We start from the raw sequence: 26,954 nt of genomic DNA, 5'->3' as shown, positions 1-26,954 counted from the left end.
AGCAACAATAACTCATGGTTCATTTTTAAATAAAATAAGAACTATGCAATTTTTAATCTATCGATTCGAAAGTATTAGCAAATTAGCCAAATTGACACCTTCCCACCTCCAACCAACACTCAATACAGACCTCTGACAACTTAATAAGTTTCATTTTTAACGTCTGATGACTCATCTCTTTCGTGGCTGTATTGTTTGTATATGGAGCGTTTATATGAATAGAATCTATCGCGTGATATGGAATTGCACCCTACAGGTATTTCAGGCCTGCTCGGAATTAACTCGCAGGGTAGGTAAAACATCAACGGTTAATTTGCGTAAATCCTCTGGATTGACAACGAAATTCAGTAGATTGACGCTGGGTGTTTTGCTGGCACTAAGCGGTTCAGCGTCTGGTGCGAGTCTGGAAGTTGATAATGGTCAGATTACCAATATTAATACTGATGTTGCTTACGATGCCTACCTGGTTGGGTGGTATGGCACTGGAGTGCTTAATATTTTGGCTGGCGGTAATGCCTCCTTAACCACTATTACTACCAGCGTCATTGGTGGTAATGAGGACTCAGAGGGCACCGTTAACGTTTTGGGTGGCACCTGGCGATTGTATGATAGCGGAAATAATGCAAGGCCTTTAAATGTGGGTCAATCCGGAACGGGGACGCTGAATATTAAACAGAAGGGTCACGTTGACGGAGGATATTTAAGGATAGGTTCTTCGACAGGAGGCGTCGGGACGGTCAATGTTGAAGGAGAGGACTCGGTTCTGACGACCGAATTATTCGAAATAGGGAGTTACGGTACAGGCTCATTAAATATTACGGATAAGGGTTACGTCACGAGTTCAATAGTCGCCATTGTAGGATATCAGGCGAACAGTAATGGTAAGGTTGTCGTTGAAAAGGGTGGCGAGTGGCTAATAAAAAATAATGATTCCTCAATTGAATTTCAAATTGGTAATCAAGGGACGGGCGAAGCAACTATTCGCGATGGGGGGCTAATTACGGCTGAAAATACGATTATCGGTGGCAACCTCACCGGTATCGGAACCCTGAATGTGCAGGATCAAGACTCTGTCATCACGGTACGCAGACTCTATAATGGATATTTCGGTAATGGCACAGTCAATATTTCCAATAATGGACTGATTAATAATAAAGAATATTCATTGGTGGGCGTTCAGGACGGGTCCCACGGTGTCGTCAACGTGACCGATAAAGGGCATTGGAATTTCCTCGGAACGGGCGAAGCTTTCCGCTATATCTATATCGGTGATGCTGGCGACGGTGAACTTAATGTCTCGAGTGAAGGCAAAGTAGATTCGGGAATTATCACTGCGGGGATGAAAGAAACAGGCACAGGCAACATTACTGTTAAGGATAAGAACTCCGTTATCACTAATCTCGGAACTAATCTTGGTTATGACGGCCACGGCGAAATGAATATCAGTAATGAGGGGGTTGTTGTCAGCAACGGAGGAAGCTCACTCGGTTATGGAGAAACCGGCGTCGGGAAGGTTAGCATCACCACGGGGGGGATGTGGGAGGTCAATAAGAATGTCTATACCACTATTGGTGTTGCGGGCGTCGGAAACCTCAATATCAGCGATGGCGGTAAGTTCGTATCGCAAAATATTACTTTTTTGGGCGATAAAGCAAGCGGTATCGGCACACTGAACCTGATGGATGCGACATCATCGTTCGATACTGTAGGTATCAATATCGGTAATTTTGGTAGCGGCATCGTAAATGTCAGTAATGGTGCCACCCTTAATTCAACGGGCTATGGATTTATCGGAGGAAATGCCTCCGGTAAGGGGATAGTTAATATTTCAACGGATAGTCTCTGGAATTTAAAAACGTCATCTACTAACGCCCAATTGCTACAGGTCGGTGTATTAGGCACGGGTGAACTGAATATTACCACCGGAGGTATAGTTAAAGCGCGTGATACACAGATAGCTCTCAATGACAAAAGTAAGGGCGACGTGCGGGTGGATGGGCAGAACTCTCTTCTTGAAACATTCAATATGAACGTAGGGACGACTGGCACAGGTACGTTAACCCTGACGAATAACGGCACGCTGAATGTCGAAGGTGGAGAAGTTTACTTAGGTGTTTTTGAGCCTGCTGTAGGAACGCTAAACATTGGTGCTGCCCACGGTGAGGCTGCGGCAGATGCCGGGTTTATCACCAATGCGACGAAGGTGGAGTTCGGTCTTGGCGAAGGCGTTTTTGTCTTTAATCACACCAATAACAGCGATGCCGGTTACCAGGTCGACATGCTGATTACAGGTGACGATAAAGACGGAAGAGTGATGCATGATGCAGGCCATACTGTGTTCAATGCAGGGAATACTTATAGCGGTAAAACGCTGGTCAATGACGGCCTCCTGACTATTGCGTCACATACGGCAGATGGGGTAACAGGCATGGGTTCGAGTGAAGTAACCATTGCAAGCCCCGGTACGCTCGACATTCTCGCATCAACGAACAGCGCAGGAGATTACACGCTGACCAATGCGCTCAAAGGCGATGGCTTGATGCGAGTGCAGCTGTCATCCTCCGACAAAATGTTTGGCTTTACCCATGCAACAGGAACTGAATTCGCCGGTGTTGCCCAACTGAAAGACAGTACCTTCACACTGGAACGCGACAACACCGCTGCGCTTACTCACGCGATGCTTCAGTCTGACAGTGAAAATACCACATCGGTAAAAGTGGGAGAGCAATCCATTGGTGGACTAGCCATGAATGGCGGTACGCTCACTTTCGATACGGATATACCTGCTGCGACGCTTGCGGAGGGATATATCAGCGTCGATACACTGGTTGTCGGCGCGGGTGACTACACCTGGAAAGGCCGTAACTATCAGGTAAACGGGACGGGCGACGTGCTTATCGACGTGCCTAAACCGTGGAATGATCCCATGGCGAATAACCCTCTGACTACGCTCAATTTGCTGGAACACGATGATAGCCATGTCGGCGTTCAACTGGTGAAGGCGCAAACGGTTATTGGGTCGGGTGGCTCATTAACGTTACGTGATTTACAGGGTGACGAGGTGGAAGCGGACAAAACGTTACACATTGCACAAAACGGAACAGTGGTCGCCGAGGGTGATTATGGATTCCGACTCACGACCGCACCTGGTGATGGTTTGTATGTTAACTATGGGCTGAAAGCGCTGAACATCCATGGTGGGCAAAAGCTGACGTTAGCCGAACATGGCGGAGCCTATGGCGCAACGGCCGATATGTCGGCAAAAATCGGTGGTGAAGGGGATCTGGCAATCAATACGGTGCGACAGGTTTCGCTTTCCAACGGTCAGAACGACTATCAGGGGGCAACCTATGTTCAGATGGGGACATTACGTACCGATGCGGATGGCGCGCTGGGCAATACTCGGGAACTGAACATCAGCAACGCGGCCATCGTCGATCTTAATGGATCGGAGCAGACGGTAGAGACATTCACCGGGCTGATGGGTTCGACTATTTTGTTCAAAGAAGGTTCGCTGACGGTGAATAAAGGTGGGATCAGTCAGGGCGAACTGACAGGTGGCGGAAACCTGAATGTTACAGGGGGAACACTGGCTATCGAGGGGCTTAATGCACGCTACAATGCGTTAACCAGCATTAGCCCAAATGCGGAAGTCAGCCTCGACAATACGCAGGGGTTAGGCAGAGGGAATATTGCCAATGACGGTCTGTTAACGCTAAAAAACGTGACCGGCGAACTGCGCAATAGCATAAGCGGTAAAGGTATCGTGAGCGCAACCGCCAGCACAGACGTAGAGCTGGATGGCGATAATAGCCGCTTTGTGGGGCAATTCAACATCGATGCAGGCAGCGCGCTCAGCGTCAACGAGCAGAAAAACCTGGGTGATGCTTCCGTTATCAATAATGGCCTGCTCACCATCGCCACTGAGCGTAGCTGGGCGATGACGCACAGTATCACCGGTAGCGGCGATGTGACAAAACTGGGGACCGGGATCCTGACTCTTAACAACGATTCCGCGGCGTATCAGGGTACGACGGATATCGTGGGTGGTGAAATTGCTTTCGGTTCCGACTCTGCCATTAATATGGCAAGTCAGCACATTAATATCCATAACAGCGGTGTGATGTCGGGAAATGTCACCACTGCAGGTGATGTGAACGTTATGCCTGGGGGGACACTGCGTGTCGCCAAAACCACTATCGGCGGCAATCTGGAGAATGGTGGCACGGTTCAAATGAATAGCGAAGGGGGGAAACCGGGGAATGTACTGACCGTTAACGGCAACTATACCGGAAACAATGGCCTGATGACGTTCAACGCGACGCTGGGCGGCGATAATTCACCCACGGATAAAATGAACGTGAAAGGCGATACCCAAGGGAACACTCGCGTTCGGGTTGATAACATTGGCGGCGTCGGTGCACAAACGGTCAACGGTATTGAACTCATTGAGGTTGGCGGTAATTCTGCAGGTAACTTCGCGCTGACCACCGGAACTGTCGAAGCTGGGGCTTACGTCTACACACTGGCTAAAGGGAAGGGGAATGACGAGAAAAACTGGTATCTAACCAGTAAATGGGAAGGCGTAACGCCACCGGATACACCCGATCCCATCAATAATCCTCCTGCTGTGGATCCGGAAGGCCCATCAGTTTATCGCCCGGAGGCCGGAAGCTATATCAGCAACATTGCCGCAGCCAACTCGCTGTTTAGCCATCGTTTACACGACCGTCTGGGTGAGCCGCAGTATACAGATTCACTGCATTCTCAGGGTTCGGCAAGCAGTATGTGGATGCGTCATGTCGGAGGGCACGAACGTTCAAGGGCCGGTGACGGTCAGCTAAATACTCAGGCTAACCGCTATGTATTGCAGCTAGGCGGCGATTTGGCGCAGTGGAGTAGCAACGCGCAGGATCGCTGGCATCTCGGCGTCATGGCAGGCTATGCCAATCAGCACAGTAATACTCAGAGTAATCGTGTGGGTTATAAATCGGATGGGCGCATCAGCGGTTACAGCGCTGGGATGTACGCGACCTGGTATCAGAACGATGCGAATAAGACCGGCGCTTATGTTGACAGCTGGGCGCTGTATAACTGGTTTGATAACAGCGTCAGTTCCGATAACCGTTCTGCTGACGACTATGATTCTCGCGGTGTGACGGCCTCTGTTGAGGGCGGATATACCTTTGAAGCGGGAACATTTAGCGGCAGCGAAGGGACGCTGAATACCTGGTACATTCAACCTCAGGCACAAATCACCTGGATGGGTGTGAAAGATTCTGACCATACCCGGAAAGACGGAACGCGCATTGAAACGGAAGGCGACGGAAACGTGCAAACGCGACTTGGGGTGAAAACCTACTTGAACAGTCATCACCAGCGTGACAATGGTAAACAGCGTGAGTTCCAGCCTTACATTGAAGCGAACTGGATCAACAACAGCAAAGTCTACGCCGTGAAGATGAATGGTCAAACCGTAAGCCGTGATGGTGCGCGTAATCTCGGTGAAGTACGTACCGGGGTTGAGGCGAAAGTAAATAACAACCTTAGCCTGTGGGGGAATGTCGGTGTGCAACTAGGTGATAAAGGCTATAGCGATACTCAGGGCATGCTGGGTGTGAAATATAGCTGGTAAACCGTATAAGCCGCATGTCGAAGATGGCATGCGGCTGCTTAATATTGCCGACTTCAAACGACTTTTAAATCCTCCTTTTTATCCGCGATCGCGGATATCACAGTGTTTATCCCGTAGAGCGGATAAGATGTGTTTCCTGATTGACTTTATCCCCACTAAAGGATAAAACTGATAATATCCCCTTGAACGGATAAATATGCTGTGGACGTATGACATGATGAGCTTTCAGAAGATCTATAGCCCAACGCAATTAGCGAATGCAATGAAACTGGTTCGTCAGCAAAATGGCTGGACGCAGAGCGAGCTGGCGAAAAAAATCGGTATTAAGCAGGCGACAATTTCCAATTTCGAAAACAATCCTGACAATACCACGCTCACGACATTTTTTAAGATTTTACAGTCGCTTGAACTCTCAATGACGCTATGCGACACGAAAAATGCCTCGCCAGAATCAACAGAACAGCAAGATCTGGAGTGGTAATGCCTAAACTTGTCACTTGGATGAACAACCAGCGGGTAGGCGAGTTAACGAAGTTAGCCAATGGCGCGCACACCTTTAAGTATGCACCGGAGTGGTTAGCTAACCGTTATGCCAGACCGTTGTCACTTTCGCTGCCATTGCAGAGGGGGAATATCACCTCTGATGCCGTATTTAACTTCTTCGATAACCTGTTACCCGATAGCCCGATTGTACGTGACCGGATCGTTAAACGTTATCATGCTAAATCCAGGCAACCGTTTGATTTATTGTCAGAAATAGGGCGAGATAGCGTTGGTGCCGTAACGTTATTACCCGAAAATGAAACCATAACGCGCCCGATAATGGCATGGGAACAGCTCACTGAAGCCAGGCTTGAAGAAGTATTAACGGCTTATAAAGCAGATATCCCTCTAGGCATGATTAGAGAAGAAAATGACTTTCGCATCTCGGTTGCTGGCGCGCAGGAGAAGACAGCGCTGCTCAGAATAGGCAATGACTGGTGCATTCCGAAAGGAATAACGCCGACGACGCACATCATTAAATTACCGATTGGCGAAATCAGGCAGCCCAATGCGACGCTCGATCTCAGCCAAAGCGTTGATAATGAGTATTACTGTCTGCTGCTGGCGAAAGAACTTGGGTTGAATGTGCCGGACGCAGAAATCATTAAAGCGGGAAATGTGCGCGCGTTAGCGGTCGAACGTTTTGACAGGCGTTGGAATGCTGAGCGAACGGTTTTACTTCGCTTGCCACAGGAGGATATGTGTCAGACATTCGGTTTACCTTCATCGGTGAAATATGAATCAGATGGAGGCCCAGGCATCGCGCGGATCATGGCTTTTTTGATGGGGTCCAGCGAGGCGCTGAAAGATCGCTATGATTTTATGAAGTTTCAGGTGTTCCAGTGGTTGATTGGCGCAACGGATGGCCATGCAAAAAACTTCTCCGTATTTATTCAGGCTGGCGGCAGTTATCGACTCACGCCATTTTACGACATCATTTCAGCATTTCCGGTATTGGGTGGCGCAGGAATACACATCAGCGATCTCAAACTGGCAATGGGGCTTAACGCATCCAAAGGCAAAAAAACGGCAATCGATAAAATTTATCCGCGACATTTTCTGGCGACAGCAAAGGTGCTGAAATTTCCGGAAGTGCAGATGCATGAAATCCTGAGTGACTTTGCCAGAATGATTCCGGCAGCACTGGATAACGTGAAGACTTCATTACCGACAGATTTTCCGGAGAACGTGGTGACGGCAGTTGAAACCAATGTGTTGAGGTTGCACCGTCGGTTAAGCCGAGAATACGGTATTAAGTAAGATATGGGGTTTGGCCGTTGTTAATGAGCAGGACAATCATGACCGCCAACTACTGGATTCTCCCTTGGTTTATGTTGGTGCGCATAATGTATATTATGTTAAATAGCCTACGATGGTAAACAACTTCATATTTCTCCATTGCCTCTCACGAAAGGAACTGGACACACTGATCGAGCACGAATTACAACTGATGCTGGCTGAAGGCTTTGACAAGTCCCCTATTTCCGCCAAGGCCCTGCATATTCGGCTCAAGGCAAAAGGTATCGTTAACGGTGGTTTAAGTACGCTGAGCAGCCTTGAGCGAAAACGCCTAATTGCTGCCTATGTTGATCAGCAACTTGGCCCGTTGAATCTACGCCCAAAAGAAAAACAGCAATACGTCAACCGCAAAACCCGTCAGGCCTTGCTGGCCAGAAACCAGCAGTTGCAGGCGGAAGTCAGTGAACTGCAAGACCAACTGGCGCAGAATACCCTATCGTTGATAGAAATTGTCAAAGCGGTAAAAATCAATACGGTTATTCCGGTGGAAAGTCTGTTGCCAAACATGTAATTCGGGAGTTACACAAGTCGTCATAATGCTGGTTATAATTTTCGGCAAAGGGCATGGACGATTTATTTCCGTCATTCTGTATATTGCTTACCTTCCCAAATTTCTCCAACCGTTAGTTGGAGAAATTAGATGAGTCGTAAATCATGAATAAACCCCTTGCTCTATTCGAAAAATGAGCATGGCAACTTTCAACACCCCCTCTTCTGAGTCCATTATCTCGGAGGGCGTTTTCCACTGTAATGCTCTGTTTGGTTCATTGCACCAGTTTAATGCTGCACTTTCGTTACCTTCAAAAAGATCAATAGCCTTTTGAAGAACATCATTTTTTGTCAGCATGTTTTACACCTGAAGACGTTTTGAGTGCTTCGATAAGACTACTTCGCTCTTCCTCTGTCATCCGGGATATGAGCAATGCAAGTTCTGCTGTTGTCTGATCATCACAAAAAAGTAGTTCAACGGCACGTTTAACTCTGCCGCCATCCGTCGAATCGTATCAATATCGGGGACATGGCGCCCTTTCTCATAATGATTCATACGACTGCTAGCCGATGCGGGATCAAAGCCAACATGAAGAATTGATAATTGCCGTGCCGAGCAGAGAAAATGAATTCCGGAAACTTTCTCTTGAGCAAGATAAAACACATATTAAGATAAATGAAAAAATAAAAACACTGATTAGGATTGGTAATAAAAATATTACAATAAGGCAATGAATTTTAAAAAGGATTTGAAGTTTAATACAGTCATTAAAAAGAGAGGGCAAAGCCGACCCCGCCCTCTCCCTTCATGCACTGATAAGCCTCACTAATAGGAGTGTTAGCAGCGCGTACCACTGTATGCTAGACCTGAAAAATATAATCTCAGTCAGTCCCAGATGCAACCTTTAACACTTCAACGCAACAAATTAAACAACGAATAGCCACAAACGTGTAGACAGTGCACTGATACGGATAAAAGTAACGCTCCTGAATTGCTCAATCAATGATATATACCCTGTTTTACTGACATATCTGACAGCGGGTGGATTTCCTTCAATTATTGATATAACACCACACGCACTACATCTGTCTCCACCAGAATATGAGGTGAAATTGTTGCGCACCGGTTAATCCGGGTGTACTGGTCAAACTGTTTTTACGGTGCGCCTGTTTTATAGCCTTCAGTTGCGCAATGCGTCGACTTCGCATGGTTTTCCTCATGACTGCCGCTTTACCATTGCGCAATTCGCCGATGTAGTCGGTGCCCCCCGGAAAATCAAACGGTTCTGGTTGTTCTCTGTACTGCTTCAGGGCGTATAGCCCGATACCTCAACAGACGGGTTTTCCCCGGAGCGAGGCCTCTGGGGTTCATAATTAATCGTACAGCCAAAGTACCAAGCGTTCGGCCGGCTGGGCGGCAGGCTGGGCTTGCTGGTCAGTTTGTTCCAACACACATTAAGCATCTCCAGTCCGCTGGGCAGGCGGTCCGGCAGGCTGGTCAGCTGGTTATGACTCACATCAAGCACCTTCAGCCTGACGGGCAGCACCGGCAGATGGATCAGCTGGTTATTACTCACATTAAGCGTCCTCATATAGCCGGGCAGCTCCGGCAGGCTGCTCATGAGGTTAAAACGCACATCAAGCGTCACCAGCCCGGCGGGCAGCGCCGGCAGGCCGGACAGCTGATTATTACTCACATCAAGCATCACCAACCCGGCGGGCAGCACCGGCAGGCTGCACAGCCGGTTTCTACTCACATCAAGCTTCTCCAGACTGGCGGGCAGCACCGGCAGGCTGCACAGATGGTTTTTACACACATAAAGATGCTTCAACCCGTCGGGCAGGACCGGCAGGCTGTCCAGCCAGTTTCTTCTCACATCAAGCTCCTCCAGCCCGGTGGGCAGCTCCAGCCCGGTGGACATGAAGAGATTGTTTCCACCCACATTAAGGTGCTTCAGCCCGGCGGGCAGGACAGGCAGGCTGCACAGCCGGTTTCTACTCACATCAAGCTTCTTCAGCCCGGTGGGCAGGACCGGCAGGCTGCACAGCTGGTTTCCACTCACATCAAGCTTCTCCAGCCCGGCGGGCAGCTCCGGCAGGCTGGTCAGCATCAGATTTGCCAGTTCTAGTTCCAGTGCCGAAGCTCTATTGCATGCTCTATTGTATATATATGCCTTCACCCTACTAAGAGCTTCTGCCCTGTTTTCCCCGGGAGCATTTACCTTGGCCCAGGCACGCCATGCCGTTATCTGGGCCACCCAGTCCGGGACTTTATCGATATACTTCCGGAGCAGTTTACAGTGTGGTTTATCGCCAGTCAGAGTTACAGACAACGCTACTTTTGGCATACCTGGTATGTACATTGTCATGATGGGCTCATCGACGACGGACAGGTTCAGTAAGAGCCCTATCGGCGGGTCTTCCTTTTTGGCCGGGATGGTGTAAATATTGGGATTGTCTGTGGACTCGAAGCTCAGGAACATATTTGTCAGCTGCTCACTTTTGGTCAAACATTGATCGTGAAGGAGGGAACGACAAACCATGTGGATGAAAGTTTCTTCGGATGCGTTGTGTAATATGGTTGTATAATCTGATGAGGATAAATCATCCCAGTTTTCTATCTTGCTGGTCTTGCTGTTCTTGCTGTTCTTGCTGGTCTTGCTGGCTGCGATATCGTTTAATGAATTGTTTAATAAATCGGTTAATACATAGCCGATATGAAGACGGTTTGCTGTCTGGCTGGATTTATCGGGTGCCCAATATTCATTTTCATTGGGTTTAACATATAAACCGGATGCGCCGGATAAAGAAGTAGGCTGGAGCATGATACCTCACAAAAATGTGTTGATGAAAAGCCGGATTCTGTCCATATTCCCGTGAACCGGCTATCAAAATTCGCGCATTTTGCCAGGTATTCATGTGGTTAAAATTTATCTGGTGCGTTTCCGGTGGTTTTGCAGTTCACCAGCTACAATCGCTAGCAACGGCACATTTATACTCAACATAAGTTAAATCATATTGACTGTTAACTTACTTCATGAACCAAGATGCATCGTCAATGGCGGCTTAACATGGCGTCCTGTCTCATAATGATTCATACGACTGCTAGCCGATGCAGGGTCAAAGCCAACAAGGAGACCCAGAGAGCGCTGTGATAATCCCGCCCTGCATCTCGCTTCCTTAAGTCGCTCTGGTATCGGATTTTTTTCAGACACTGATTCATCTTCATTTGCCTCGAATGCTTAGAACGAAGAATGGAATGAATCGTATCATCATGTGACCCCGTAAATTTCTCGTTCAAGTCAGTTGCAACTCGAATTAGAATATCGTGAGGCAGGTGCCCCAGGTGGGGTAACTTCTGAATGACAAAAGCATAAAAGAAATCATTTAAAATGAGCGATATTTGATAGTTTTTCTCCGGTTTTAAAATAGTATCAGGTGAATCTTTATCCCGGCATTATCCGGGATAATATTCAGATTTCTGTTAATGTCAGTAATGGGTTCGATAAATTAAAAGGTGATTATTATGATGTCCGTTAATGGTGATGTCCACACTATAATACTCAGATCTTCTACTACAAATACTACAAATACTACAAAAGACCTGTGCGATAATGGAAACATGATACCACTGGCGGGTATCAAAGCCATACTTGATACAAGTTCCGGAGGATTTTCCAGTTGGGTCAAAAAGTTATTATATGCTATTGCTCATTTGTTAGGAAGCGAAAAAATTCCGAACAATGAGAATATGCGGGAAGGCATGGAATATCTTAAATTGATTTTTAAAAGCGCCATTCAGGAAGAGAAGTACAGATATGTCATCCGGGATGAGAGTGGCGAGGTTGATGTAGAAATAAACTTTGACCCGGAAGCGAAACAGTTGTCCATCAGTTGTGCCGGGGGGAACGAATCAATATGTTGTACAGAAAAAGAGTTTACAAACGTTAAACAAAACCTCATAGAAAAATATTGTCCGAGAAATTACCAAACGTCCTATGATCTGGTTGCGAACAAGCTTTACAGGTATGACATTTTAGAAGAGCTGATGGCTTGCGACAACAGGGGTGAGAGCATTTTGTTCAGGGCTATGCGGGACGGGGATACAGATTTGATTGAAAGCCTTCACCTGTCCGAACTTACCGGTAAAGGCGGACTCACCTCCAGTAAGATGCTAAAATTACTGGAGGCGTCAAGCGAAGGGGGTACCCCGGGTTTGTATATGGCCATGAAGAACGGACGCTATGACATGCTGTATACAATACTGGGCTTGCTCGCCAAACTGCCCGATAATTATGACATTAACAAAAATGATGTACTGAGGTTACTGAAAGCAAAAAACTCTGATCCGAGATCTAATTCGATTGAAGGGTTGGAAATTGCCATGACGGAAGGACATGATATAATACTGATAACGATGTTGGAAATGCTTCCCAACGTGGTCGAGAGGTTTGGAATTACCAACGATGAGATGCGGGATTTAATCAATCCACGTAGGGGTGATGATCGCGCTTTGAGCAAAGCCATGCTTAATGGGAAAGAAAACATAGTAACCGCTATGCAACTGTTACTCCCCGACCATGCCGAGAAATTACAACTCAGCAAAGAGGATGTCTTTAATATACTGTCTTCATTCAACGATAAAACTTCCCAAAACCCCTCGGGTTTATTTAAGGTCATGTCAAATGGGAAGGTAAATATGCTGAAGTTCATGCTGGATAATCTCTGCGCGCTACCGGAGGAGATATTTACCAAAGAGGATATTCTGGGTTTCCTGGCTGTAAGAAATGCGAATGGCATGACGGGGATGGCGCATGCTATGTCTTATGGTCATGTGGAAATAGTGAAGGCCATGCTGGACCGTCTCTGCTCGATGAAGGGGGAGTTTAATATTACCAAAGACTATGTCCTCAATGATATACTGGCTTCAAAAAACGGCAACGGCTGGACAGGGATATCTTTAGCCATAGCGCACGGACATGTGGAAATACTGAAGACCATACTGGACGCGCTCCCCATGCTGAATGATAAGTTTGACATTACCGGCGCGGATATACAAAAGTTTCTGTTTGCAAAAATCGACGAAGACATCTCGGGTTGGACCAAAGGTATGGACAGAGGGAATAAGGACAAACTGATAAGCATGTACAAAATGCTGTTCGATAACATACTGATGAATAATAAGTCAGATATTCCTGTTGATTTGCTGAGGGAATTAAATATTGTCAGCCATATTGTATTGACAGAAACTGGAAAACCAAAAACAGACGAAATAGCAAGGCAGTCTGAAACCAGCCTCACCTACGGACAACTCCGGCAATGGAGTGATCTGAGTGTACGGCGGGCGGCCGGGAGTTTAGAGGAGTACTGTTAGAACCTAAACATTAATGTGGACACTGTCAAACCCTACCTGACTCCAGACGGGCTTACTCCCCTCGGCGAAGAGATGCGGGATAATGTAAAAGTGCCGGGGCTCACTGTTGTGGGGTAAGGCCCTGCACATCCCGTGGCCCCCTGCATGGCTAAAGCATGGAAAGCGGAAGAAAAAGCGCAATGAGGTCGTAGGACGAACGGTTCGGGGAAGGCTGAAGAGTACGTATCTGGTCCTGAAGACCGGATAAACCTTCATCGGTCCAACGTTTAAGCCACTTGTAGCTAGTGGCAGGAGAAATGCCGTAGTGACGGACCCTGTAAATAATTCTGTGTAACTGCCCACGATTAAAGGTGGCCGCTCAGGCGGTCACCGTATTCGATAATAAATTGTGTGATTCATAGACATCGTTTCAATTTTCTCAGCTCAAGTTCAAGCTGGTTATTCTGTTCCTGTATATGCTCCTCATTGGGCTGATAGTTTGCGTGAACGGCATCAGAGTATGGCGTTTTCTTAGCAAGTTCAAAGTAGAGCGCCATCGGAGTTATCAGCCACCCACAGCTGGTCAGGATGTTCTGCCACGAACTGACGATTCACACAATCGCCTGCGGCAACGACTTTCCTGCTGACTGTAAACAGAACGAAGGTCGGCGGTGAAATAACGGTCTTTGCCCTCACCTACGCCATGGCCCAGCGCCCGGCTCATGTCGTAGCCATCGCTTTCACGCGGGCATCCATTGCGGCGTCGTTCAAAACCATACCTCCCCAGCCGCAAATACCGGGTAACCTGATACTTCACAATAAGATTGGTGCGTGGATGATAGATTGCCAAATAATAATCCATCAAGAAATAATGACAACAAAAAACATCAAGCATTCCTAATGTTATTTGGCCATATAAAACATTAATAACTCTTGACCTTTCCTGACGTTTTCCATATTCGCAATCATATTCTGTTTAGACGTTGTTTATAAACATCATGCATAATGAAATCGTCATGTTATTTGGCGATATAAAAAAGTCTTTGAAAATACTCTCTACAACAAGTGCAGTTATAAGCTTGTTGTGACTGAGCGTCCTTGTGATTTAAAGATATTATCGTTCTTCATCAGATGTAATAACTCAGGAAATTATATTTTCAGGGTGACAGGCTAATCAAGAATGATTCTTTTTTATAAACAATAACCGAATGACTGAATTGTTATATTTCTTTATTCAGCTGCTTAAATATAAACTTTGGAGAATTATGAAACTCAAACATGTCGGAATGATTGTCGTTTCTGTGTTGGCGATGTCTTCGGCTGCGGTTAACGCAGCCGAAGGTGATGAGTCAGTTGCGACCACCGTAAATGGCGGTGTTATTCATTTTAAAGGTGAAGTGGTAAATGCCGCTTGTGCGATTGACTCAGAATCAATGAACCAAACGGTTGAGCTGGGTCAGGTCCGTTCTTCTCGCCTGGCTAAAGCGGGTGACCTCAGTAGCGCTGTAGGCTTCAATATCAAGCTGAATGATTGTGATACCAATGTTTCCAGTAATGCGGCTGTTGCATTCCTTGGGACTACTGTCACCAGTAATGACGATACGTTGGCGCTTCAGAGTTCAGCAGCAGGCTCTGCCCAGAATGTCGGTATCCAAATTTTGGACCGTACGGGGGAGGTATTAATACTGGATGGGGCAACTTTTAGCGCTAAAACTGACTTGATTGATGGCACGAATATACTGCCATTCCAGGCTCGTTATATTGCCCTCGGGCAGTCAGTGGCCGGTACTGCAAATGCAGATGCGACCTTCAAAGTCCAATACCTATAATTCAGTATTCAGGTGGCTATACGTCATCTGAAATTAAAACAGGGTGTGTGTGGCATGGCTACTCACACCCGAAAAAATTCATCAATATTTATCTCATTATTACTAAGGAATGACTTATATTTTGGAACGATATGAAAAAATCATAGAGTATCTAAACGATTAATAAACAAGACAGTTAAATTTACTGTGATTTTAAAAATCACTTTGAAGACAATTTTTATTTCAATAGAGAACCAAATTTTATTACCAGCGCATTAAGTCTGGAAACCCGGCCATCCGCCATAGCATTAGCAATATTTACCATTTTCTGATGTGACGGTTTCCCCCGCTTAGCCTATCAACACATGGAGAACACATCAGATGCAGACGACTCGTACGCCCTACTCTGTTTCTTTTATGGCGACAGTATTACTTTCATTGATCTTTCTTTGCCATAGTACCATTGCCAATGCAGCGGTAGCTCTAGGTGCAACTCGTGTAATCTTTCCAGCAAATCAGAAACAGGTTCTATTGCCTGTCACGAATAATGATCCTGCCAGTGTCTATCTTATTCAGTCATGGATAGAAAATGCGGGTGACCAAAAAGATACCCAGTTTGTCATTACCCCACCGCTTTTTTCGATGCAAGGCAAAAAAGAGAATACGCTGCGGATTATCAACGCCACTAATCATCAGTTACCGAGCGACCGGGAAAGCCTGTTTTGGGTAAATGTCAAAGCTATTCCTGCTATGGAAAAAGATCAGAAAAATGCAAATACATTACAGCTGGCAATTATTAGCCGCATAAAAATGTTCTATCGCCCAACGAATTTGGCAATGGCACCTGACCAAGCTCCGGAAATGCTTCGTTTCCGCCGCAGTGGTAGCAAACTGACACTTATTAATCCGACCCCCTACTTCATTACCGTAACGAATATGAAAGCAGGAAATAGCGATCTCCCAAACACCATGGTGCCTCCAAAAGGTGAGATTTCTGTGGATTTCCCTCACGGTGCATCCGGGGATATCAGCTTTCAGACGATCAATGATTACGGTGCATTAACACCGCGTATTAAGGCAACCATGCAGTAACAACTGACCTAATTAATAAGCATAAACTCAATCGGAACTAATAATGACAGCCTTTCGTGCCGCATTTAAGGCATATCGTATGCATCATGTGTTACTACTGCCTCGCTTTGCACGGCTTACCTTTGCCCTTGGCTTAGCTACAGCGATTTTTCCCGTAGAAGCAGAGTATTATTTTAATCCACGGTTTTTAAGCAATGATCTTGCTGAGTCTGTTGATTTATCTGCCTTTGCTAAGGGACGCGAGGCACCACCTGGTACATATCGGGTCGATATTTATTTGAACGACGAATTTATGACCACTCGGGATGTTACTTTTGTTGCAGATGATAATAACGCAGATCTCACCCCATGTCTGAGTACAGACCTTCTTGTCAGTCTTGGCATAAAAAAATCAGCGTTATTAGCCAATAAGGGCCATTTGGCAGGAAAAAATGTGCCGGATAACAACGCATGTACACCACTTCAGGATCGTTTGGCCGACGCATCTACTGATTTTGATGTTGGTCAGCAACATCTGTCGCTCTCCGTTCCACAGATTTATGTCGGTAGAATGGCCCGTGGTTATGTCTCTCCTGACCTGTGGGAAGAAGGAATAAACGCAGGCCTACTGAACTATAGTTTTAATGGTAATTCTATCAACAATCGTAGTAACCATAACGCCAGCAAAACCAACTATGCATATCTGAATTTGCAGAGTGGCATAAACATTGGCAGCTGGCGACTACGTGATAACTCAACGTGGAGTTATAACAGTGGGAGTAACAACCCATCTGACAGCAATAAATGGCAACATATCAATACGTCTGCTGAACGTGACATTATTCCCTTACGCTCACGGTTAACGGTGGGTGATAGTTATACCGATGGCGATATTTTTGAAAGTGTGAACTTTCGTGGCCTTAAAATAAACTCAACGGAAGCGATGTTGCCCGATAGCCAACATGGTTTTGCTCCGGTGATTCATGGTATAGCCCGTGGCACAGCCCAAGTCAGTGTTAAACAGAACGGATACGATGTTTATCAGACTACGGTCCCTCCCGGCCCGTTTACTATTGATGATATTAACTCTGCGGCTAATGGCGGTGATCTGCAAGTTACGATAAAAGAGGCAGACGGCAGTATTCAGACTTTATATGTCCCTTATTCATCTGTCCCGGTTCTCCAACGTGTTGGTTATACGCGTTATGCACTTGCCTTGGGAGAATATCGTAGTGGAAATAACCTGCAAAGCTCCCCAAAATTCATTCAGGGCAGCGTAATGCATGGTCTGGAGGGAAACTGGACACCTTATGGCGGGATGCAAATTGCAGAAGATTATCAAGCTTTCAACGTGGGTATTGGTAAAGATCTTGGCCTTTTAGGTGCCTTTTCTGTCGATATCACGCAAGCCAATACGACACTTGCGGATGATACTCGTCACAGCGGACAATCGGTAAAATCTGTTTACAGTAAATCTTTCTATCAGACGGGAACGAATATCCAGGTCGCAGGATATCGATATTCTACGCAAGGATTTTATAACTTATCTGACAGTGCATACAGTCGAATGAGTGGTTACACCGTCAAGCCTCCGACCGGAGACACCAATGAACAGATACAATTTATTGATTATTTTAATCTGTACTATAGTAAGCGTGGTCAGGAACAAATAAGTATTTCTCAGCAGCTTGGAAATTACGGTACGACCTTTTTCAGTGCCAGTCGCCAAAGTTACTGGAACACGTCACGCAGCGATCAGCAAATATCATTCGGGTTAAATGTACCGTTTGGCGATATTACGACTTCGCTGAATTACAGCTATTCCAGTAATATATGGCAAAACGATCGGGATCATTTACTCGCTTTTACACTTAATGTTCCCTTCAGTCATTGGATGCGTACAGACAGTCAGTCGGCATTTCGTAATTCAAACGCTAGTTATAGCATGTCAAACGATTTGAAAGGCGGTATGACCAATCTATCTGGGGTTTATGGCACACTGCTGCCGGATAATAACCTGAATTATAGTGTTCAGGTCGGTAATACCCGCGGAGGTAATGCATCATCTGGCACCAGTGGTTACAGTTCTCTTAATTATCGAGGGGCTTACGGTAATACTAATGTCGGTTACAGTCGTAATGGAGATAGCAACCAGTTTTACTACGGAATGAGTGGTGGAATTATTGCTCATGCTGATGGTGTCACCTTTGGACAGCCGATGGGTGACACTATGGTTCTGGTTAAGGCTCCTGGCGCGGAGAATGTTAAAATAGAGAACCAGACAGGAATACATACAGACTGGCGTGGCTATGCAATATTACCATTTGCGACAGAATATAGAGAAAATCGTGTCGCTCTTAACGCTAATTCCCTTGCCGATAATGTTGAACTGGATGAAACCGTGGTTACGGTCATCCCTACTCATGGTGCTATTGCCAGAGCAACATTTAATGCACAAATCGGCGGTAAAGTATTAATGACTCTGAAATACGGCAATAAACCAGTTCCATTCGGTGCAATTGTGACTCACGGTGACAATAACAATGGCAGCATTGTTGCTGAAAATGGTCAGGTCTATCTGACAGGACTTCCACAATCAGGAAAATTACAGGTTTCATGGGGCAACAATGCAAACGCTAAATGTATTGTTAATTACAAGCTTCCTGAAGTCTCTCCTGGGAACTTACTGAGTCAGCAAACAGCAGTCTGTCGCTAAGGAACACTAGATTATGAAACACAATAGCATTATTTTCCTCAGTTTATGTCTGGGGTTAACCACCTATTCTGCTTTATCTGCAGATAGCGTTATTAAAATTAGCGGGCGCGTCCTGGATTATGGCTGCACAGTTTCATCTGATTCGCTTAATTTTACCGTAGACCTACAAAAACACAGTGCCAGGCAATTCCCAACGACTGGAAGCACAAGTCCAACCGTTCCTTTCCAGATTACGTTAAGTGAATGTAGCAAAGGGACTACGGGGGTTCGGGTTGCATTTAGCGGGATAGAGGATTTAGAAAATAATACTCTGCTGAAACTGGATGAAGGAAGCAATTCTGCTTCCGGTTTGGGTATTGAAATTCTGGACGGAAATATGCGCCCAGTAAAAATAAATGACCTTCATACCGGAATGCAGTGGATCCCTCTGACTCCTGATCAGGATAATATTTTGCCTTACTCGGCCCGTTTGAAGTCAACACAAAAGTCCGTCAATCCAGGACTGGTTAGCGCTTCGGCAACATTTACCCTTGAATTTCAATAATCAGAGTCAGATATGAATAGAACTTTCCAAAGACTTCTGTTGGCTACGCTCTGTGCGCTATTTTCAGCAACGCTTCAGGCCGCTGATGTCACTATCACTGTTAATGGTCGGGTAGTTGCTAAACCCTGCACTATTCAAACCAAAGAGGCTAGCGTTAATCTCGGGGATCTTTATACACGCAATCTGCAACAACCTGGTTCTGCATCTGGCTGGCACAATATTACTTTATCATTAACCGATTGTCCGATTGAAACAAGTGCAGTGACGGCAATCGTAACAGGTTCAACTGACAATACGGGTTATTACAAAAATGAAGGTAGTGCAGAAAATATTCAAATAGAGCTGAGGGATGATCAGGAGGCGACGTTAAAAAGTGGCGATAGCAAAACGGTTATTGTTGATGAGATCACACGTAATGCACAGTTTCCACTTAAGGCAAGAGCTATCACGGTGAATGGAAACGCAAGCCAGGGAACGATCGAGGCGCTAATCAATGTGATCTATACCTGGCAATAACATCGATTCGATTTTATAAGCCTCTTTTTTAAATCAATTTTTAACCTAAGGATTTATCATGGGAAAAAAAATTAGTATAAATGTCCTGTTCAGTATTTATTTTCTTTTGATGGCAGGTAAAGTCTTCGCCTTCAGTTGTAATGTTGATGGTGGGTCAAGTATTGGCGCAGGTACAACTTCTGTGTATGTTAATCTCGATCCTGTCATTCAACCAGGTCAGAATCTGGTTGTAGATTTGTCTCAGCATATAAGTTGCTGGAATGATTACGGCGGCTGGTACGACACAGATCATATTAACTTAGTACAAGGCTCAGCTTTCGCAGGCTCCCTACAGTCATATAAAGGATCGCTGTACTGGAATAATGTGACCTACCCCTTTCCGTTGACGACAAATACCAACGTGCTGGATATTGGTGATAAGACACCGATGCCCTTACCGTTAAAACTCTATATTACCCCTGTCGGGGCGGCCGGTGGCGTTGTCATAAACGCGGGAGAAGTTATTGCTCGCATTCATATGTATAAAATTGCAACGTTAGGAAGTGGAAATCCGCGTAACTTTACATGGAATATTATTTCAAATAACAGTGTTGTTATGCCAACGGGCGGCTGTACCGTTGATAGTCGTAATGTCACAGTGAGTCTCCCGGACTTTCCTGGAAGCGCAGAAATACCCCTGGGCGTATATTGCTCAAGTGAGCAAAAGCTCTCATTTTATCTTTCGGGCGCTACCACTGACAGTGCCCGACAAGTGTTTGCTAATACAGCACCTGACGCAACAAAAGCATCAGGAGTCGGTGTCTCCCTGATGCGTAATGGAAAAATACTGGCTACGGGAGAAAATGTCTCCCTGGGAACTGTAAATAAAAGCAAAGTACCCCTGGGCTTAAGTGCAACTTATGGACAGACCGGAAGCAAGGTCGCAGCTGGAGCAGTACAGTCAGTCATTGGCGTTACATTTATCTATGAATAATTGTGATGTTGACCCTGTTATACTTTAGGTTGTGCTTTCCATTCACTAAAATTACGCGGATAATTCTTTCCTGAAAGAAATTATCCTACACCTGTAAGAAAATCCGCGCACAATTGAAGTCAGAGTCTTATTTTATATATTGAAAAGTATGTTAACTTAAAGACTATGAGAGATGATGCTTAACTTATCGCATTTATACTATTCTGTTATGTGACGATAATGAGTTAAAAATAGAATGAGAGTAGCCCCCTACTCTCATATATCCAAATGGCCGATAAACCCATTATATATACTGCGCATCATCGCTATTACAAATCCTAATAATTCATTTCCACACAGGATAAGCTGATGAAGAAAAAAATTGAATCCTACCAGGGAGCTGCCGGTGGTTGGGGGGCTGTCAAATCTGTAGCGAATGCAGTCCGTAAGCAGATGGATATACGCCAGGAAGTGATTGCCATGTTTGACATGAATAAGCCAGAAGGCTTTGACTGTCCAGGATGTGCATGGCCAGATCCTAAGCACAGCGCGTCATTCGACATTTGTGAAAACGGCGCAAAAGCAATCGCCTGGGAAGTCACCGATAAGCAGGTGAATGCCTCTTTTTTCGCTGAGAATACGGTTCAATCATTACTTACCTGGGGAGATCACGAACTCGAGGCTGCGGGGCGTCTCACTCAACCTTTGAAATATGATGCCGTCAGCGACTGTTACCAGCCATTAAGCTGGCAACAAGCTTTCGACGAAATTGGCGCACGTCTTCAAAGTTATAGTGATCCAAATCAGGTTGAATTCTATACTTCGGGTCGCACTTCCAATGAAGCTGCCTTTCTTTATCAGCTTTTTGCCCGTGAATACGGTACCAATAACTTTCCCGACTGCTCAAACATGTGCCATGAACCGACCAGCGTAGGTTTGGCTGCGAGTATCGGCGTGGGTAAAGGGACCGTGTTACTGGAAGACTTTGAGAAATGCGATTTAGTCATTTGCATTGGGCATAACCCTGGTACAAACCACCCTCGCATGCTGACTTCGTTGCGCGCTTTAGTGAAACGTGGAGCGAAAATGATTGCCATCAATCCTCTGCAGGAGCGTGGCCTGGAGCGATTTACCGCACCACAGAACCCGTTTGAAATGCTGACGAACTCCGAGACTCAATTGGCTAGTGCTTACTATAATGTGCGCATTGGTGGCGATATGGCGTTGCTAAAGGGGATGATGCGCCTGTTAATTGAGCGCGATGATGCTGCAAGTGCTGCGGGTCGGCCCTCATTGCTGGATGACGAATTCATTCAAACGCATACCGTCGGCTTTGACGAGCTACGCCGTGACGTTCTCAATTCCGAGTGGAAAGATATCGAACGTATTTCTGGACTAAGTCAGACACAAATCGCCGAACTTGCTGATGCATATGCCGCTGCCGAACGAACCATTATCTGTTACGGAATGGGGATCACTCAGCACGAACATGGTACACAGAACGTACAGCAACTGATCAATCTGCTGTTGATGAAAGGTAACATTGGCAAGCCTGGTGCGGGTATCTGCCCACTACGTGGTCACTCTAATGTACAGGGCGACCGAACCGTCGGTATCACCGAGAAACCGTCTGCAGAGTTTCTGGCTCGCCTGGGTGAGCGCTATGGCTTCACCCCACCTCATGCACCTGGACATGCTGCAATCGCCAGCATGCAAGCAATATGTACGGGGCAAGCTCGAGCATTGATCTGCATGGGGGGCAACTTTGCACTGGCAATGCCAGATCGGGAAGCGAGCGCTGTACCGTTAACGCAATTAGATCTGGCGGTACACGTTGCCACAAAGCTTAACCGCTCCCATCTGCTGACCGCACGGCATAGCTATATCCTGCCGGTTCTGGGACGTAGCGAGATTGACATGCAAAAAAGCGGTGCGCAGGCGGTAACCGTTGAGGATTCAATGTCAATGATTCATGCCTCGCGTGGCGTGTTAAAACCCGCAGGTGTCATGCTGAAATCAGAGTGTGCTGTGGTCGCGGGAATCGCGCAGGCAGCGCTCCCTCAGAGCGTGGTGGCCTGGGAGCATCTGGTGGAAGATTATGATCGCATTCGCAATGACATTGAAGCTGTGCTGCCAGAGTTCGCCGACTATAACCAGCGCATCCGCCATCCTGGTGGTTTTCACCTGATAAACGCAGCTGCTGAAAGGCGCTGGCTGACGCCGTCAGGTAAGGCTAATTTTATTACCAGTAAAGGGTTGTTAGAAGATCCCTCTTCGGCGTTTAACAGTAAGCTGGTCATGGCGACAGTGCGCAGTCACGATCAGTACAATACGACGATTTATGGTATGGATGACCGCTATCGAGGGGTATTCGGTCAACGAGATGTGGTCTTCATGAGTGCTAAACAAGCTAAAGTTTGCGGTGTAAAAAACGGCGAAAGAGTTAATCTTATTGCGCTTACGCCAGACGGTAAGCGCAGCTCACGCCGCATGGATAGATTAAAAGTGGTCATTTACCCCATGGCTGACCGCTCACTGGTGACCTATTTTCCAGAATCGAATCACATGCTAACACTTGATAACCACGATCCATTAAGTGGCATTCCTGGCTATAAAAGTATTCCGGTTGAATTAGAACCATCAAATTAATTCGCCTCCTCATTTCTTCTGCTGTCATCCGCACAGCAGAAGAATTCCTCATTGACCATTGTCGCGCAATTTACTCACATGTGCTAAATTAAACTGCTCGCTATAAGATTTATACCTCCGCCTACAGCTGTAAGAAACTCCGCTCAGTACTGAAGCACCAGTCCTATTTCCTCTTTTTTCCAGCCTGTTATATTAAGCATACTGATTAACGATTTTTAACGTTATCCGCTAAATAAACATATTTGAAATGCATGCGACCACAGTGAAAAACAAAATCACGCAAAGAGACAACTATAAAGAAATCATGTCTGTAATTGTGGTTGTCTTATTACTGACACTTACGTTGATAGCCATTTTTTCGGCAATTGATCAGCTGGGTATTACAGAAATGGGTCGCATTGCAAGAGATCTTACACATTTCATTATCAATAGTTTGCAAGACTGAAAATAAACAGCAAATTATAAATATGAAATGTTAAAAAAGTATCGATAAAAACTTTATTGTTTTAAGGAGATAAAATGTCGCTCGTTTGTTCTGTTATATTTATTCATCATGCCTTCAACGCTAACATTTTAGATAAAGATTACGCCTTCTCTGACGGCGAGATCTTGATGGTAGATAACGCTGTTCGTACGCATTTTGAACCTTATGAGCGGCATTTTAAAGAAATCGGATTTAATGAAAATACCATTAAAAAATATCTACAATGCACTAACATCCAGACAGTGACGGTGCCTGTTCCTGCGAAGTTTTTACGTGCTTCAAATGTACCGACTGGATTGCTTAATGAAATGATTGCTTATCTCAACTCGGAAGAACGCAATCATCATAATTTTTCAGAACTTTTGCTTTTTTCTTGCCTGTCTATTTTTGCCGCATGCAAAGGTTTCATTACACTATTAACTAACGGTGTGCTATCCGTATCAGGGAAAGTGAGAAACATTGTCAATATGAAGCTGGCACACCCATGGAAACTAAAAGATATTTGTGATTGCCTGTATATTAGTGAAAGCCTGCTGAAGAAAAAACTAAAGCAAGAGCAAACGACATTCTCACAAATTCTTTTAGATGCCAGAATGCAACACGCAAAAAATTTGATACGCGTAGAAGGTTCAGTCAATAAAATTGCCGAAAAATGTGGTTATGCCAGTACATCTTATTTTATTTATGCTTTCCGCAAACATTTCGGCAACAGTCCAAAGAGAGTTTCAAAGGAGTACCGTTGTCAAAGGCACACGAATATGAACACGGGCAACACGATGAATGCTTTGGCTAATTGATTATTCGCTCACGTATAGTCAACTACAAACGCTAAGTAAGAATTAAAGGGGCAGCTATTACCTGCCCCAATCTGTCGTTACGAATTGTATTTCATGATGAGAATTAGTGATATACATCACAAATTTATGCATCTGAATAATCTGTTTCATATTTATTTATGATCTCAATGCAATGAATTACCAAAAAAACACATAATACCATTTAATTTCAATCATTTAGTTATTTGGCATTGTGAATTTACCTAGCTCAACAGAAAGCAATGTCAACGCGTTATGGACTATTATTTCTCTTTTTTTAGCCAAATCTGCTATCTCTTTATGTGACTCACTTCACTTACATCATCTTATTTCTCTTCGTAAAATTACTTTGGAATTAAGTACAATAAGAAGAGGAACATTTATGAAGTCTGCATTGAAGAAAAGTGTCGTAAGTACCTCGATATCTTTGATACTGGCATCTGGTATGGCTGCATTTACCGCTCATGCGGCAGATGATGTAAAGCTGAAAGCAACTAAAACAAACGTTGCTTTCTCAGACTTTACGCCGACTGAATACAGCACTAAAGGAAAGCCAAATATCATCGTACTGACCATGGATGATCTGGGTTATGGACAACTTCCTTTTGATAAGGGTTCTTTTGACCCAAAAACAATGGAAAATCGTGAAGTTGTCGATACCTACAAAATAGGGATAGATAAAGCCATTGAAGCTGCATCAAAATCGACGCCAACACTGCTTTCGTTAATGGATGAAGGTGTACGTTTTACTAACGGCTATGTGGCGCACGGGGTTTCCGGTCCCTCCCGCGCCGCAATAATGACCGGTCGAGCGCCCGCTCGTTTTGGTGTGTACTCCAATACTGATGCTCAGGATGGTATTCCGCTGACAGAAACTTTCTTGCCTGAATTATTCCAGAATCATGGTTATTACACTGCAGCAGTAGGTAAATGGCACTTGTCAAAAATCAGTAATGTGCCAGTACCGGAAGATAAACAAACGCGTGACTATCATGACAACTTCACCACATTTTCTGCGGAAGAATGGCAACCTCAAAACCGTGGCTTTGATTACTTTATGGGATTCCACGCTGCAGGAACGGCATATTACAACTCCCCTTCACTGTTCAAAAACCGTGAACGCGTCCCCGCAAAAGGTTATATCAGCGATCAGTTAACCGATGAGGCAATTGGTGTTGTTGATCGTGCTAAAACACTTGACCAGCCTTTTATGCTTTACCTTGCTTATAATGCTCCGCATCTGCCAAATGATAATCCTGCACCGGAGCAATATCAGAAGCAATTTAATACCGGTAGTCAAACAGCAGATAACTACTACGCTTCCGTTTATTCTGTTGATCAGGGTGTAAAACGCATTCTCGAACAACTAAAGAAAAACGGACAGTATGACAATACAATTATTCTATTTACCTCCGATAATGGTGCAGTTATCGATGGTCCTCTGCCGCTGAACGGAGCGCAAAAAGGCTATAAGAGCCAGACTTATCCTGGCGGTACCCATACACCAATGTTTATGTGGTGGAAAGGAAAACTTCAGCCCGGTAATTATGACAAGCTGATTTCCGCAATGGATTTCTACCCGACAGCTCTTGATGCAGCCGATATCAGCATTCCAAAAGAGTTAAAATTGGATGGTGTTTCATTGCTGCCCTGGTTGCAAGATAAGAAACAAGGTGAGCCACATAAAAATCTGACATGGATAACATCTTATTCTCACTGGTTTGATGAGGAAAATATTCCCTTCTGGGATAATTACCACAAATTTGTCCGCCATCAGTCAGACGATTACCCGCATAACCCCAACACCGAAGATTTAAGCCAATTCTCTTATACGGTGAGAAATAACGATTATTCGCTAGTCTATACAGTAGAAAACAATCAGTTAGGTCTATACAAACTGACAGATCTACAGCAAAAAGATAACCTTGCCGCTGCCAATCCGCAGGTCGTTAAAGAGATGCAAGGTGTGGTAAGAGAGTTTATCGACAACAGCCAGCCACCGCTTAGCGAGGTAAATCAGGCGAAGTTTAACAATATCAAGAAAGCACTAAGCGAAGCGAAATAACTAAACCTTCATGCG

At 45.3% G+C, this 26,954-nt stretch carries 16 protein-coding genes and 5 pseudogenes; 15 read left to right on the top strand and 6 right to left on the bottom strand.

What is annotated here, in order from left to right:
* The first annotated feature begins 214 nt into the window (after nucleotides 1-214).
* The 4 genes and pseudogenes from QUE34_RS09660 (at nucleotide 215) to QUE34_RS09645 (ending at nucleotide 8,014) form a co-directional block, all read left to right on the top strand.
* A complete protein-coding gene (locus tag QUE34_RS09660; protein ID WP_103253606.1) occupies nucleotides 215-5,635 on the top strand; it encodes an ECSE_1600 family autotransporter in 5,421 nt (1,806 codons plus the stop codon).
* 214 nt (nucleotides 5,636-5,849) lie between these two features.
* A complete protein-coding gene (gene hipB / locus QUE34_RS09655) occupies nucleotides 5,850-6,116 on the top strand; it encodes a type II toxin-antitoxin system antitoxin HipB (protein WP_001296726.1) in 267 nt (88 codons plus the stop codon).
* The gene (hipA, locus tag QUE34_RS09650; protein WP_001544563.1) at nucleotides 6,116-7,438 is read left to right on the top strand and encodes a type II toxin-antitoxin system serine/threonine protein kinase toxin HipA; all 1,323 of its coding nucleotides are present in this window, start codon (nucleotides 6,116-6,118) and stop codon (nucleotides 7,436-7,438) included. The genes hipB and hipA overlap by 1 nt, the downstream gene beginning before the upstream one ends.
* 190 nt (nucleotides 7,439-7,628) lie before the next feature.
* Nucleotides 7,629-8,014: pseudogene (locus QUE34_RS09645) on the top strand (hypothetical protein).
* Nucleotides 8,015-8,129: 115 nt separating this feature from the next.
* On the opposite strand, the gene QUE34_RS09640 reads toward QUE34_RS09645, so the two are convergent.
* The 3 genes and pseudogenes from QUE34_RS09640 to QUE34_RS09630 all read right to left on the bottom strand — a co-directional run.
* Entirely contained in the window at nucleotides 8,130-8,324 is a 195-nt protein-coding gene (locus tag QUE34_RS09640) for an MbcA/ParS/Xre antitoxin family protein (protein ID WP_000956368.1), read from the bottom strand.
* 949 nt (nucleotides 8,325-9,273) lie between these two features.
* On the bottom strand, nucleotides 9,274-10,791 hold the full coding sequence (locus tag QUE34_RS09635; protein WP_286338956.1) for an NEL-type E3 ubiquitin ligase domain-containing protein: 1,518 nt from the start codon (nucleotides 10,789-10,791) through the stop codon (nucleotides 9,274-9,276).
* A gap of 243 nt (nucleotides 10,792-11,034) precedes the next feature.
* A pseudogene (locus QUE34_RS09630) lies at nucleotides 11,035-11,181 on the bottom strand (helix-turn-helix domain-containing protein); the annotation flags it as partial.
* A gap of 311 nt (nucleotides 11,182-11,492) precedes the next feature.
* Here QUE34_RS09630 and QUE34_RS09625 point away from each other — a divergent pair.
* Complete coding sequence (locus tag QUE34_RS09625; RefSeq protein ID WP_241957489.1) at nucleotides 11,493-13,340, top strand: ankyrin repeat domain-containing protein; 1,848 nt, start codon at nucleotides 11,493-11,495, stop codon at nucleotides 13,338-13,340.
* 172 nt (nucleotides 13,341-13,512) lie between these two features.
* Here QUE34_RS09625 and QUE34_RS09620 read toward each other — a convergent pair.
* The 3 pseudogenes from QUE34_RS09620 to QUE34_RS09610 form a co-directional block, all read right to left on the bottom strand.
* A pseudogene (locus QUE34_RS09620) lies at nucleotides 13,513-13,650 on the bottom strand (helix-turn-helix domain-containing protein); the annotation flags it as partial.
* A gap of 85 nt (nucleotides 13,651-13,735) precedes the next feature.
* Nucleotides 13,736-13,882, bottom strand: a pseudogene (locus tag QUE34_RS09615) (IS481 family transposase); the annotation flags it as partial.
* An 89-nt stretch (nucleotides 13,883-13,971) separates the two neighbouring features.
* Nucleotides 13,972-14,129 (bottom strand): annotated as a pseudogene (locus tag QUE34_RS09610) (alpha/beta hydrolase); the annotation flags it as partial.
* A gap of 455 nt (nucleotides 14,130-14,584) precedes the next feature.
* Between QUE34_RS09610 and fimA the strand changes: the two are divergent.
* The 10 genes from fimA to QUE34_RS09560 all read left to right on the top strand — a co-directional run bounded on the left by fimA (nucleotide 14,585) and on the right by QUE34_RS09560 (nucleotide 26,939).
* Complete coding sequence (gene fimA, locus QUE34_RS09605; protein WP_024218640.1) at nucleotides 14,585-15,148, top strand: type 1 fimbrial major subunit FimA; 564 nt, start codon at nucleotides 14,585-14,587, stop codon at nucleotides 15,146-15,148.
* 360 nt (nucleotides 15,149-15,508) lie between these two features.
* Nucleotides 15,509-16,219, top strand: a complete 711-nt coding sequence (locus tag QUE34_RS09600; RefSeq protein WP_032303038.1) for a fimbria/pilus periplasmic chaperone — start codon at nucleotides 15,509-15,511, stop codon at nucleotides 16,217-16,219.
* A gap of 43 nt (nucleotides 16,220-16,262) precedes the next feature.
* Nucleotides 16,263-18,914 (top strand): fimbria/pilus outer membrane usher protein, encoded by a 2,652-nt coding sequence (locus QUE34_RS09595; protein ID WP_032303037.1) that lies wholly within the window; start codon nucleotides 16,263-16,265, stop codon nucleotides 18,912-18,914.
* A 13-nt stretch (nucleotides 18,915-18,927) separates the two neighbouring features.
* Nucleotides 18,928-19,458, top strand: a complete 531-nt coding sequence (fimF, locus tag QUE34_RS09590) for a type 1 fimbrial adaptor subunit FimF (protein WP_103253609.1) — start codon at nucleotides 18,928-18,930, stop codon at nucleotides 19,456-19,458.
* 12 nt (nucleotides 19,459-19,470) lie between these two features.
* Nucleotides 19,471-19,974, top strand: a complete 504-nt coding sequence (gene fimG, locus QUE34_RS09585) for a type 1 fimbrial minor subunit FimG (protein ID WP_032184240.1) — start codon at nucleotides 19,471-19,473, stop codon at nucleotides 19,972-19,974.
* Nucleotides 19,975-20,032: 58 nt separating this feature from the next.
* Nucleotides 20,033-20,947: a fimbrial protein gene (locus QUE34_RS09580; RefSeq protein ID WP_000516693.1), complete on the top strand. Its 915-nt coding sequence runs from the start codon at nucleotides 20,033-20,035 to the stop codon at nucleotides 20,945-20,947.
* A gap of 348 nt (nucleotides 20,948-21,295) precedes the next feature.
* The gene (ydeP, locus tag QUE34_RS09575) at nucleotides 21,296-23,575 is read left to right on the top strand and encodes an acid resistance putative oxidoreductase YdeP (protein WP_032303034.1); all 2,280 of its coding nucleotides are present in this window, start codon (nucleotides 21,296-21,298) and stop codon (nucleotides 23,573-23,575) included.
* Between the two features lie 247 nt (nucleotides 23,576-23,822).
* The gene (safA, locus tag QUE34_RS09570) at nucleotides 23,823-24,020 is read left to right on the top strand and encodes a two-component system connector SafA (protein WP_032303033.1); all 198 of its coding nucleotides are present in this window, start codon (nucleotides 23,823-23,825) and stop codon (nucleotides 24,018-24,020) included.
* 74 nt (nucleotides 24,021-24,094) lie between these two features.
* Nucleotides 24,095-24,856: an acid stress response transcriptional regulator YdeO gene (gene ydeO, locus QUE34_RS09565; protein ID WP_032303032.1), complete on the top strand. Its 762-nt coding sequence runs from the start codon at nucleotides 24,095-24,097 to the stop codon at nucleotides 24,854-24,856.
* Nucleotides 24,857-25,256: 400 nt separating this feature from the next.
* Nucleotides 25,257-26,939, top strand: a complete 1,683-nt coding sequence (locus QUE34_RS09560; protein ID WP_103253612.1) for a sulfatase-like hydrolase/transferase — start codon at nucleotides 25,257-25,259, stop codon at nucleotides 26,937-26,939.
* Nucleotides 26,940-26,954: the final 15 nt, after the last annotated feature.

The organism is Escherichia sp. KS167_9B, from assembly GCF_030295215.1.
In the GTDB taxonomy this organism is placed as follows: Bacteria; Pseudomonadota; Gammaproteobacteria; order Enterobacterales; family Enterobacteriaceae; genus Escherichia; species Escherichia coli_F.
This window is presented reverse-complemented; position numbering and strand designations above follow the sequence as displayed.